9 protein-coding genes and 1 pseudogene are annotated in these 11,905 nt (G+C 67.2%); 5 read left to right on the top strand and 5 right to left on the bottom strand.

What is annotated here, in order from left to right; all coding sequences use genetic code 11:
• The 5 genes and pseudogenes from OU682_RS10995 to OU682_RS10975 all read right to left on the bottom strand — a co-directional run.
• Window positions 1-216: pseudogene (locus OU682_RS10995) on the bottom strand (hypothetical protein); the annotation flags it as partial.
• Window positions 217-471: 255 nt separating this feature from the next.
• Entirely contained in the window at window positions 472-1,551 is a 1,080-nt protein-coding gene (locus tag OU682_RS10990; protein WP_268942163.1) for a BMP family ABC transporter substrate-binding protein, read from the bottom strand.
• A gap of 29 nt (window positions 1,552-1,580) precedes the next feature.
• The gene (locus OU682_RS10985) at window positions 1,581-2,468 is read right to left on the bottom strand and encodes an ABC transporter permease (protein ID WP_268942162.1); all 888 of its coding nucleotides are present in this window, start codon (window positions 2,466-2,468) and stop codon (window positions 1,581-1,583) included.
• A complete protein-coding gene (locus OU682_RS10980; protein ID WP_268942161.1) occupies window positions 2,465-3,541 on the bottom strand; it encodes an ABC transporter permease in 1,077 nt (358 codons plus the stop codon). Before OU682_RS10980 ends, OU682_RS10985 begins: the two co-directional genes overlap by 4 nt.
• Window positions 3,538-5,031 (bottom strand): ABC transporter ATP-binding protein, encoded by a 1,494-nt coding sequence (locus OU682_RS10975; RefSeq protein WP_268942166.1) that lies wholly within the window; start codon window positions 5,029-5,031, stop codon window positions 3,538-3,540. The genes OU682_RS10980 and OU682_RS10975 overlap by 4 nt, the downstream gene beginning before the upstream one ends.
• Window positions 5,032-5,153: 122 nt before the next feature.
• Here OU682_RS10975 and dnaE point away from each other — a divergent pair, with 122 nt between their 5' ends.
• The 5 genes from dnaE (at window position 5,154) to ruvB (ending at window position 11,834) form a co-directional block, all read left to right on the top strand.
• The gene (dnaE, locus tag OU682_RS10970; protein WP_268942160.1) at window positions 5,154-8,624 is read left to right on the top strand and encodes a DNA polymerase III subunit alpha; all 3,471 of its coding nucleotides are present in this window, start codon (window positions 5,154-5,156) and stop codon (window positions 8,622-8,624) included.
• Between the two features lie 66 nt (window positions 8,625-8,690).
• A complete protein-coding gene (gene ruvC / locus OU682_RS10965) occupies window positions 8,691-9,188 on the top strand; it encodes a crossover junction endodeoxyribonuclease RuvC (protein WP_268942159.1) in 498 nt (165 codons plus the stop codon).
• The gene (gene ruvA / locus OU682_RS10960; protein WP_268942158.1) at window positions 9,185-9,880 is read left to right on the top strand and encodes a Holliday junction branch migration protein RuvA; all 696 of its coding nucleotides are present in this window, start codon (window positions 9,185-9,187) and stop codon (window positions 9,878-9,880) included. The genes ruvC and ruvA overlap by 4 nt, the downstream gene beginning before the upstream one ends.
• Before the next feature lie 11 nt (window positions 9,881-9,891).
• Window positions 9,892-10,806 carry a zinc metalloprotease HtpX gene (gene htpX, locus OU682_RS10955; RefSeq protein ID WP_268942157.1) on the top strand — a complete coding sequence of 305 codons (915 nt, stop codon included), beginning with the start codon at window positions 9,892-9,894 and terminating at the stop codon, window positions 10,804-10,806.
• Window positions 10,803-11,834 carry a Holliday junction branch migration DNA helicase RuvB gene (ruvB, locus tag OU682_RS10950; RefSeq protein ID WP_268942156.1) on the top strand — a complete coding sequence of 344 codons (1,032 nt, stop codon included), beginning with the start codon at window positions 10,803-10,805 and terminating at the stop codon, window positions 11,832-11,834. Before htpX ends, ruvB begins: the two co-directional genes overlap by 4 nt.
• Window positions 11,835-11,905 lie beyond the last annotated feature (71 nt).

The following is an 11,905-nucleotide window of genomic DNA, read 5'->3' as shown; positions in this document are numbered from 1 at the left end:
GTAGCGCTGGACCTTGGTGCGCGTGCGTCCCCACTTCTCGCGCCGATCCTCGCCGCAGAAGGGGCACGTGTGGTCCCGGTTTGTCCGCGCCTCGATCTCCGAGATCGCTTCCGTCTTTCGCCGGAGATCCCGGATCTTCGTCTGTGCGTCCTCAATCTGTGCCGGGTTCAGGTCGTCCAAGGCATCGAGAAGACGGCGAAAATCGTGATGGAGCATGGGCATCCTCGCTGGAAATGCGAGGTAATCTTAGTCCGTCTGCACTTTCACGAAACTACCAACACGATATGCGGACACCTCCAAAAGAAATGTGCGGCCACAATCCATTCGGGAACCTTGTGATCGACCATGGAGGACACCCTTTCGTAATCGTTAACAGGGGGCGGTGCCCCAATCTCTGCACGGGTTCTATGATGTTCGGGCAACCGCCTCCACGTTATACGCGGGGACGGTTACCAGACCGTTGAAGCGGCCTTACTGCGGCAGTTCGGCGGTGATGCCTTCGACGAAGAAGTTCATCCCGGACAGATCCTTGTCGCTCGCAACCTGGCCGTCAGCCAGCCAGACCGAACCGTCGGCCTTGTTCAGCGGGCCGGTGAAGGGGTGGTATTCGCCCGCGGCGATCTTGTCGCGCAGCGCCTCGGCCTCGGCCTTGACCTCGGCGGGGACGGCCTCGGTGATCTCTCCGATGGCGACGATGCCGTCGCCGATGCCGCCCCAGACGGCTTCCGGCTTCCAGGTGCCGTCAAGGATGCGACCCACGCTCTTCACGTAATGGGCGCCCCAGTTGTTGTAGACCGAGGACACGCGGGGCGACGGCGCGAAGGACGACATGTCGCTGGCCTGGCCGAAGCCGATCTTGCCCTGCTGCTGCAACTGCGCCAGCGGCGCGGTCGAGTTGGTGTGCTGCAGGATCACGTCCACGCCCTCGGCCATCAGGGCATTGGCGGCGTCAGCCTCTTTCGCGGGGTCGAACCAGGTATAGGCCCAGACCACCCGCATCTCGACATCCGGGTTCACCTTCTTGGCGTGGATATAGGCCGAGTTGATGCCCTGGATCACCTCGGGGATCGGGAAGGTCGCGATATAGCCGATCTTGTTCGTCTTGGTCATGCGGCCCGCGATGGTGCCCGTCACGGCGCGGCCTTCATAGAAGCGGCCGTCATAGGTGCCGACGTTGTCCGCCAGCTTGTAGCCGGTGTTGTGCTCGAACTTGATGTCGGGGAACTTCGCCGCGACGTTGATGACCGCGTCCATGTAGCCGAAGCTGGTCGCATAGATCACGTCGTTGCCGGCCAGGGCCAGCTGGGTCAGGGCGCGTTCGGCATCGACCCCCTCGGGGACGCTTTCCAGGTAGGTGGTTTCCACCCGGTCGCCGAATTCGGCCTCGACCGCCTGGCGGCCCTGGTCGTGCTGGTAGGTCCAGCCGCCGTCGCTGACCGGGCCGACATAGATGAAGCCGACCTTCAGCGGGTCGTCCTGCGCCCAGACGGGCAGGGCAAGGCTGATCGTCGTCATGGCGGCGACGCTGGCGATAAGGTGTCTGCGGTTCATGTGTCCCTCTCTCTGATTGGCCCTTGCTGTCAGCGCAGGGCGTGGAAATCCTGTCCCAGCGACCCGGGGGCGGCGCTGCCCGAGCGGCGGCTGAACTTCTGCCGGGCCGAGATGGCAACCAGCACCACGATCGTCGCCAGATAGGGCGCCATCGACAGAAGCTGCACCGGCACCCGGACGCCCGCCGCCTGGAGGCGCAGCTGCAGCACGGTGACGCCCCCGAACAGCCAGGCCCCGGCCAGCACGCCAACCGCTGTCCAGTTCGAGAAGACCACGATCGCAAGCGCGATCCAGCCTGCCCCGGCGGTCATGCCCTCGGTCCATTGCAGCACCGTGGCGACCGAGATGAAGGCCCCGCCGATCCCCGCCATGGCGCCGCCGAAGGCGATGGCGGCAAGGCGGACCCGGCGCACGTCGTAGCCCAAGGCATGGGCCGCGTCGTGGTTTTCGCCCACGCCGCGCAGGATCAGGCCCGGGCGGGATCGGTTGAGGAACCACCAGATCGCGGGCACCATCGCCAGACCCAGCCACACAATCCAGTTCAGGCCAAGCGGCCCCGCGGCCATGGTCGGGGCCTTCACGCCTTCGACCGGCTTTCCGAACAGCGCGGCCAGGCCCAGACCGAACAGCGTCAGCGCAAGGCCCGAGGCGACCTGGTTCGACATCAGGAACTGCGTCAGGATTGCGAAGGGCAGGGCGACCAGGGCCCCCGCCAGGGCCGCGACGGCAAAGCCCAGGAAGGCGTTGCCGCTGTAATAGGCCGTGGCAAAGCCCGACAGGGCGCCCACGATCATCATCCCCTCGACCCCGAGGTTCAGGACGCCCGCGCGTTCCACGACCAGCTCGCCCAGGGCGGCGAACAGGATCGGGGTGGATGCGGACAGAAGCAGCAGGAACAGGGCAACGGGGTCGATCATGCCGTGACCCTCCGGGTGATGCGGAAGCGGGTCAGCAGGTCGAAGCCCAGCAGGAAGAAGAGCAGCATCCCCTGGAAGACCTGGACGGTGGCGGCAGGCAGGTTCATCGTCAGCTGCGCCAGTTCGCCGCCGATATAGGTCAGGGCCAGCAGCAGGCCTGCCAGCAGGGTGCCCAAGGGATGCAGGCGTCCCAGGAAGGCCACGATGATGGCGGTGAAGCCATAGCCCACGCCGACCTTGTCGGTGATCTGGCCCGCCGGGCCCGCGACCTCGAACAGGCCCGCCATCCCGGCAAGCGCGCCCGACAGGCCGAGGCAGAAGGCCACCAGCGTCTGCGGCTTCACGCCCGCGAAGCGCGCGGCGCGGGGGGCGATGCCGGCGGCGCGGATATGGAAGCCGCGGATATGGCGGCTCATCAGGAACCATGTCGCCAGCACGGCCGCGGCCGCCGCGATCACGCCCCAATGCGCGCCCGTGCCCGCGATCAGTTCCGGGTTCGAGGCTGCGGGATACTGTTGCAGGTTGCGCGATCCAGGCATCCCGAAGCCCTCGGGGTTCTTCATCGGGCCGAAGGCCATCCAGGCGGCGATGCGCTGCGCGACATAGACCAGCATCAGCGACACCAGGATCTCGGACGCCCCGAACCAGTTGCGAAGCAGGGCGGGGATCATGCCCCAGGCCCAGCCTCCGACCGCGCCCGCGATCACCATGGCGGGAAAGATCCACATTTCCTGCGCGGGATAGGCGGCAAGCGCCACCGCCGCGCCGGTGATGGCGCCGATGATGTACTGCCCCTCGGCCCCGATGTTCCAGATGCCCGCGCGGAACCCCACGGCCAGGCCCGAGGCGATCAGGATCAGCGGCGCGGCCTTGACCAGCAGTTGCGGGCGCGAATAACCGGCGGCGGGCCCGAACAGCGGGTCCCAGAAGATCGTGCGGATCGCGGCCACCGGGTCATAGCCCATGATGGCAAACAGGATGCCGCCCGCCAGCATCGTCGCCAGCACCGCCATGACGGGCGTGGCGACCTGCAACAAGGGGGCGCTGTCGGTGCGGGGGACGAGGCGGATCATAGATGCGCGACCTCCATCCCGTGCGCGCCGCCCAGCATCAGGCCGATCTGGTCAAGCGTCAGCCCTTCGGTCGGGCGGGGGTCGGAAAGGCGGCCTTCGTTCAGCGCGCAGAAACGGTCGGAAAGTTCCAAGATCTCGTCCAGGTCCTGAGAAATCACGATGACGCCCGCGCCACTGCGGGCCAGATCCAGCAGCGACTGGCGCACGGCTGCGGCGGCGCCCGCATCGACGCCCCAGGTGGGCTGGTTCACCACCAGTACGCGCGGGGCCTGCATCACTTCCCGGCCGATGACGAATTTCTGCAGGTTGCCGCCCGACAGCGCCTTGGCGGCGGTGCCGGGGCCGGGGGTGCGCACGTCGAAGGCGCGGATGACGGCCTCGGCATAGGCGCGGGCGGCAGGGCGGTCGATCAGGCCGTTGCGCACCAGTTTCTTGCGTGCGCCCGCAGTCAGCAAAGTGTTATCGGCCAGGCTGAAATCGGGCACTGCGGCATGGCCCAGCCGATCCTCGGGCGCGGCCAGAAGGCCGGCCGTGCGGCGTCCTTCGGGACCGAGGCGGGACAGATCCGCGCCTTCCAGCAGGACGGTGCCGGGGGCGCTGCGAATCTCGCCCGACAGTGCGGCCAGCAATTCGTCCTGGCCGTTGCCCGCGACGCCGCCGATGCCCAGGATCTCGCCGGCGCGCAGGGTCAGGGCCACGGCTTTCAGCGCCGTCCCTTCCGCCGTGGGGGCGGGTTGGGACAGGGCCTTGACCTGCAGCAGAACCTCGCCCGCCTGCCGTCCGCTGCGGTCGATGAGGCGCATTTCCTCGCCCACCATCATCGCGGCCAGCGTCCGGGCAGAGTGTTCACGCGGGTCGCAACTGTCCACGACGCGGCCATGGCGCAAGATTGTCGCGCAGTCGCAATGGGTGCGGATCTCCTCCAGCTTGTGGCTGATATAGAGGATCGCGGTTCCCTGGTCCGCCAGCTTGCGCAGGGTGGCGAACAGCAGTTCGGCCTCTTGCGGGGTCAGGACGCTGGTGGGCTCGTCCATGATCAGCAGGCGCGGGTTCTGCAACAGGCAGCGGATGATCTCGACCCGCTGGCGCTCTCCCGCGGACAGGGTGACGATCCGGCGCGCGGGGTTCAAGGGCAGGCCGAAGTCCTGGCTGACCTGCGCGATGCGGGCGGAAAGCTGGCGCCGGGGCGGCGGGTTTTCCATCCCCAGGGCGATGTTCTCGGCAACGGTCAGTGCGTCAAACAGCGAGAAATGCTGGAACACCATCGCCACGCCTGCGGCGCGCGCGGCGCGCGGATCGGCGGGCTGGTGGGGCTGGCCGTTCAGGACCATCTGCCCTTGATCCGGGCGCACAAGGCCATAGATCATCTTGACCAGGGTGGACTTGCCCGCGCCGTTCTCTCCCAGAAGGGCATGGATTTCCCCCGGTTCGACCGCAAACGAGACATCGTCATTGGCGCGGACGCCGGGATAGGATTTGCCGATCCCCATGGCCCGGAAAACTGCCGCGTCGCTCAAACTTTTTCCCCTTGGTCAAATCCTTACCTGCATATCCCGGCTTGCCGCCCTTGGGCAATTGCGCTGTTTGGTCAGGCTGCGATAGAACCCTGCCTATGCCCGCAAAACATCCCCGATTCATCCATCTTCGCACACATTCCGAGCATTCGCTGCTGGAAGGTGCCATTCCCGTAGGCAAACTGCCCAGCCTGGCAGCGGATGCGGGGATGCCTGCGGTGGCGCTGACCGATACCAATGCCATGTTCGCGGCCCTGGAATTCAGCGCAAAGGCGATGGACAAGGGCATCCAGCCGATCATCGGCTGCCAGATCACCCTGCTGGACGGCGCCACCGGACCGGTGGTGCTGCTGGCGCAAGATCGGGCAGGCTGGCTTAATCTGATGGCGCTTTCGACATGCCTCTATCTGCGCGAGGGGGGCGCGCTGCCGCATGTCACCGTGGACGAGCTTTGCGCGCGTTCCGAGGGCCTGATCTGCCTCACGGGCGGACCGACCGGGCCCTTGGGCTGCCTGATTGCGCAGGGGCAACGCGACAAGGCCGATGCCCTGGCCGACCGGCTTGCCGCCGCCTTTCCGACGCGGCTTTACGTCGAGTTGCAGCGCCACCCCGGCGAGAACGGCAAGCTGATGCCCGCCGAGGCCGCGTCCGAGGCCGGGCTGATCGAACTGGCCTATGCGAAATCCCTGCCGCTGGTCGCCACGAACGATGTCTATTTCCCGAAAGCGGACATGTTCGAGGCCCATGACGCGCTGATCTGCATCGCCGAAAAGGCCTACGTGGACCAGTCGCAGCCCCGCCGCCGCCTGACGCCGCAGCATTACTTCAAGTCGGCCGAGGAAATGGCCGTGCTGTTCGCCGACCTGCCCGAGGCCTTGGAGAACACCGTCGAGATCGCCCGCCGCTGCGCCTTCGCGGTCAGCAAGCACAAGCCGATCCTGCCGAAATTCGCCGATGACGAGGTCGAGGAACTGCGCCGCCAGGCCCGCGCCGGGCTGGACGCCCGCCTGCGCGTCATCCCCCATGCCGTTCCGGTCGAGGAATATCACCAGCGCCTGGATTTCGAGCTTGGCATCATCGAGCAGATGGGCTTTCCCGGCTATTTCCTGATCGTTGCCGATTTCATCAAATGGGCCAAGGATCGCGACATTCCGGTGGGACCGGGCCGGGGGTCGGGTGCCGGCAGCCTGGTCGCCTATGCGCTGACCATCACCGACCTGGATCCGCTGCGCTATTCCCTGCTGTTCGAACGCTTCCTGAACCCGGAACGCGTGTCCATGCCCGACTTCGACATCGACTTCTGCATGGACCGGCGAGAGGAAGTGATCCGCTATGTCCAGGGGAAATACGGGGCCGAGAAGGTCGGCCAGATCATCACCTTCGGCGCGCTTCTGTCCAAGGCCGCCGTCCGGGACGTGGGCCGCGTCCTGCAGATGCCCTTCGGCCAGGTGGACCGCCTGTCCAAGATGATCCCGGTGGAAGGCGTCAAGCCCGTCAGCATCGCCAAGGCCCGGGCCGACGAACCCCGCCTGCGCGAGGCCGCCAAGGAAGAGGTCGTCAAGCGGCTGCTGGACTATGCCGAGCAGTTGGAAGGACTGTATCGCAACGCATCGACCCATGCCGCCGGCGTGGTGATCGGCGACCGGCCGCTGGACCAGTTGGTTCCGCTTTACCGCGATCCGGCATCGGACATGCCGGCCACGCAGTTCAACATGAAATGGGTGGAGCAGGCCGGGCTGGTGAAGTTCGACTTCCTGGGCCTGAAGACCCTGACCGTGATCCAGAACGCCGTGGACCTGATCAACGGCGGCGGCCGCCCGCTGCATGTCGCAGCCGACGGGCGCAAGCTTTACGACGCGGCGCCTGGAACGGAAAACCAGATCAACCTGATCCCGCTGGACGACAAGGCGACCTACGACCTGTTTGCCAGCGCCAAGACGGTGGCGGTGTTCCAGGTCGAAAGCTCGGGCATGATGGACGCGCTGCGCCGGATGCGCCCCACCTGCATCGAGGACATCGTGGCGCTTGTCGCCCTGTATCGTCCCGGCCCGATGGAGAACATCCCGACCTATTGCGAGGTCAAGAACGGGCTGCGGGAACTGGAGTCGCTGCACCCCAGCATCGACCCGATCCTGGCGGAAACGCAGGGCATCATCGTCTATCAGGAACAGGTGATGCAGATCGCGCAGGTCATGGCGGGCTACAGCCTCGGCGGCGCGGACCTGTTGCGTCGGGCCATGGGCAAGAAGATCGCCTCGGAAATGGCCAAGGAGCGCCCGAAATTCGTCGATGGCGCGGTGGCGAACGGCGTCGATGCCAAGAAGGCGGGCGAGGTCTTCGACCTGCTGGAAAAATTCGCCAACTATGGCTTCAACAAGTCCCATGCGGCGGCCTATGCGGTTGTCAGCTATCAGACGGCATGGCTGAAGGCGAACCACCCGGTCGAATTCATGGCCGCAGTGATGAACTGCGATATCCACCTGACCGACAAGCTGGCGATCTACAAGCGCGAATGCGACCGCATGGGCATCGCCATCGTGCCGCCCTGCGTCAATCGATCCGCCCCCACCTTCAGCGTGCGCGAAGGCCGCATCCACTATGCGCTGGGCGCGTTGAAGGGCGTGGGGGTCGATGCCATGAAGCTGATCCACGAGGCGCGCGGGGACCAGCCCTTCCGCGACATCCACGATTTCGCCCGCCGCGTGGACATGAAGCGCGTGGGCAAGCGCCCGCTGGAGATGCTGGCCCGCGCGGGAGCCTTCGACGTGCTGGACGACAACCGCGCCCGCGTGCTGAAGGGGCTGGACGCGCTTTGCGCCTGGTCGGCGGCGGTGCAGGAACAGGCGGCCTCCAGCCAGACATCGCTGTTCGGCGGGGGCGAGGATCTGCCGCCGCCGCGCGCGCCCATCGCCGGGGTCTGGCTGCCGACCGAGAAACTGGGCGAGGAGCACAAGGCGGTGGGCTTCTACCTGTCCGGCCACCCGCTGGACGACTATCTGCCCGCCTTGAAGCGCAAGAAGGTCCAGACCCTGGCCGAAATCTGCGCCGAGGCCGCGGGCGGCCCGCTGGTCGCCAGCATCGCAGGCACTGTCGCCGCGCGGATGGAGCGCAAGTCCGCCAAGGGCACGCCCTATGCCTTCATCAGCCTGTCCGACCCGACGGGGCTCTATGAAGTCACCGTGTTTTCAGACCTGCTGACCGCGTCCCGCGACCGGCTGGAGCCGGGGCAGAACGTGGTCCTGCAGGTCAAGGTCGAACCCTCGGGCGACCAGGTGAAGATGCTGGCCAATTCGGTCGCGACGCTGGACGACGTGGTGGCCGATGCCGGGGCGGGCTGCCTTGCCGTGGAAATGCAGGGCACCGACACCATTCCCCGGCTGGCCGAGACCCTGGCCCGCATCCGGACCGAGATCACCGTTCCCGCCCGCTCGCGCGGCCCGGTCCTGCTGCGGATCCGCGAAGGCGACGAGCTGATCGAGATCGAGGTCGCGAACGACGCGCCCCTGACCACCCCGGCCCGGCAGGCGCTGCGCGCGGTGCCCGGCGTCCTGGATGTGCTGGAGGAATAGGGGATTGCCCCCTAGGCAAATGTTCGCCTTTCGTGCTAGTCCTTCGGAAAACCGAAAGGGGCAGGCATGCGCGTCCTGGGCATTGATCCGGGCTTGAGGAACATGGGCTGGGGCGTGATCTCGGTTGACGGATCGCGCCTGCGCCATGTGGCGAACGGCGTGATCCAGACAGAGGCGGGCGATCTGGGCGTGCGGCTCTTGCAACTTTATCGCGGGCTGACGGCGGTGATCGCGGCCCATGCGCCGGACGCGGCAGCCGTGGAACAGACCTTCGTGAACAAGGACGCGGTGGGTACGCTGAAGCTGGGCCAGGCGCGCGGCATCGCCCTGCTGGCCCCGGCCGAGGCGGGGCTGGCGATCGGCGAATATGCCCCGAACGCGGTCAAGAAGACGGTCGTGGGCGTGGGCCACGCGGGCAAGGAGCAGGTGCAGCACATGGTCAAGGTCCAGTTGCCCGGCGTCACCTTCGACAGCGCCGACGCGGCGGACGCCCTGGCCATCGCCATCTGCCACGCCCGGCACCTGCAGGGCCGAACCCTGCGGATCGTGGAGCGTTTGGCATGATCGGCCGCATCGCCGGGATCATCCTGCACCGCGCCCGCGATCACGTCCTGATCGACGTGCGCGGCGTGGGCTATATCGTCCATGTGAGCGAACGCACCGCAGCGAGCCTGCCTCCGGTCGGGCAGGCGGTCGCCCTTTATACCGACCTGATGGTCCGAGAGGATCTGCTGCAGCTGTTCGGCTTCCCCTCGATGCTGGAAAAGGAATGGCACCGGCTGCTGACCAGCGTTCAGGGCGTGGGGGCCAAGGTGTCGCTGGCGATCCTGGGCACGCTGGGAGCCGAGGGGCTAGCGCGGTCCATCGCGCTTGGCGACTGGGCCTCGGTCCGCAAGGCGCAGGGCGTGGGACCCAAGCTGGCGCAGCGCGTGGTGCTGGAACTGAAGGACAAGGCGCCCTCGGTCATGGCGCTTGGCGCGACCTTCACGGTGGACATGGGCATGCCGGTGGTCGACGCGGCGGATGCGCCGGTGGTCGAAACCGTCGCCGCCAGGCCAAGCGGCGCGCCTGCCGCACCCTCCGACGCCATGCTCGCCGCCCGCGCCACCGCCGACGCGCTCTCCGCGCTGACCAACCTGGGCTATGCTGCCAGCGAGGCCGCGCAGGCCGTGGCCGAGGCGCAGGCGCGGGAACCCACCGCCCAAACCCCCGCGTTGATCCGCGCGGCGCTGCGTCTTCTTGCGCCGAAGGAGTAGGGGGCACACCGATGCAGGGGAATGCGAAGGTCTTCATCCTGATGGCTGCCATGACCGGGCTGGTCATGGCGCTTGGCTGGATGCTGGGCGGGCAGGGTGGCGCCTTGGTCGCGCTGCTGCTGGCCGGGGGCATGAACTTCTTTTCCTGGTGGAACAGCGACAAGATGGTCCTGCGCCAGCAGGGTGCGGTGGAGCTGAATCCGCAGCAGGGTGGCGATCTTTATCGCCTGACCGCTGATCTGGCGCGGCGGGCCGACCTGCCGATGCCGAAGCTGTACCTGCTGCCGACCGAACAACCCAACGCCTTCGCAACGGGCCGCAATCCCGAAAACGCGGCGGTTGCGGTGACCCAGGGTCTTGTCCGCAGCCTGTCGCGGGACGAGATCGCCGGCGTGATCGCGCATGAGCTGGCCCACATCAAGCATCGCGACACGCTGACCATGACCGTTACCGCGACAATGGCGGGCGCGATTGCCATGATGGGCAACATGATGCTGTTCACGGGCGGGCGCGATGACCGGGGCGGTGGGCTCGGAGCGATCCTCGCGATGATCTTTGCGCCACTGGCCGCGATGCTGGTGCAGATGGCGATCTCTCGCGCGCGGGAATACGAGGCGGATGCGACCGGCGCGCAGATCTGCGGGCAGCCGCAGGCCCTGGCCTCGGCCCTTGCGAAAATCTCGCAGATGGCGGGCCGCACGCTGAACATTCCGGCAGAGAAGAACCCGGCCGCGGCAGCCATGTTCATCGTCAACCCGCTGAACGGACTGCGCATGGACCGCCTGTTCGCCACCCATCCTGCGACCGAGGAACGCATCGCCCGTCTGATGGCCCTGAACGGTGGCCGTGGCTTTGCGCCCGAGCGTCCCTCGCCCATCCCCCGCAGCGGCGGGCGGCCTGATGATGGCCCCTGGGGGCGCGGATGATCCAGCCCGACCCGACCCTGCGCCCCGAACCGATGGATGGCGAATCCGAGGATCGCGCCCTACGGCCCCAGATGCTGTCCGAGTTCGTGGGCCAGGCCGACGCGCGCGCCAACCTGCGCGTCTTCATCGAAAGCGCGAAGATGCGCGGCAAGGCCATGGACCACACGCTGTTCTTCGGCCCGCCGGGCCTGGGCAAGACCACGTTGGCCCAGATCATGGCGCGCGAACTGGGCGTGAACTTCCGCATGACCTCGGGTCCGGTTCTGGCGCGCGCGGGCGATCTGGCGGCGATCCTGACGAACCTCGAAGCCCGCGACGTGCTGTTCATCGATGAAATCCACCGCATGAACCCGGCGGTCGAGGAGATCCTTTATCCCGCGATGGAGGATTTCGAACTGGATCTGGTCATCGGCGAGGGCCCCGCCGCGCGAACGGTGCGGATCGAATTGCAGCCCTTCACGCTGGTCGGCGCCACGACCCGCCTTGGCCTGCTGACCACGCCCCTGCGCGACCGCTTCGGCATCCCGACCCGTCTGGAATTCTATACCATTCCCGAACTCGACCTGATCGTGCAGCGCGGCGCCCGGCTGATGGGCATTGACGCTGACCCCGACGGCACGCGCGAGATCGCCCGCCGCGCCCGCGGCACGCCCCGGATCGCGGGCAGGCTGCTGCGCCGTGTGGTGGACTTTGCCCTGGTCGAGGGCGACGGTCGCCTGACCCGCCAGATCGCGGATGCCGCGCTGACCCGGCTTGGCGTGGACGACATGGGGCTGGACGGCGCCGACCGCCGCTATCTGCTGCAGATGGCCGAACATTACGGTGGCGGCCCGGTGGGGGTCGAGACGCTGTCCGCCGCCCTGTCCGAAAGCCGCGACGCCATTGAGGAAGTAATCGAGCCTTACCTGCTGCAACAAGGCCTGATCGCCCGCACGCCGCGTGGACGGCAACTGACGTCGGGCGCCTGGCGGCACCTGGGCCTTGCGGCGCCCACCCCGCCTTCGCAAGGCACCCTGTTCGACGGCTGACGCACGGGGGCTCTGCCCCCGCCGCGCGTCCGCGCGGCTCCCCCGGGATATTTGTGGTCCAATGCAGGAAC

It is taken from the genome of Paracoccus benzoatiresistens, from assembly GCF_026913015.1.
Taxonomy (GTDB): domain Bacteria; phylum Pseudomonadota; class Alphaproteobacteria; order Rhodobacterales; family Rhodobacteraceae; genus Paracoccus; species Paracoccus benzoatiresistens.
The sequence above is the reverse complement of the archived record's forward strand: the minus strand, read 5'-3'. Positions and strand labels throughout refer to the sequence as shown.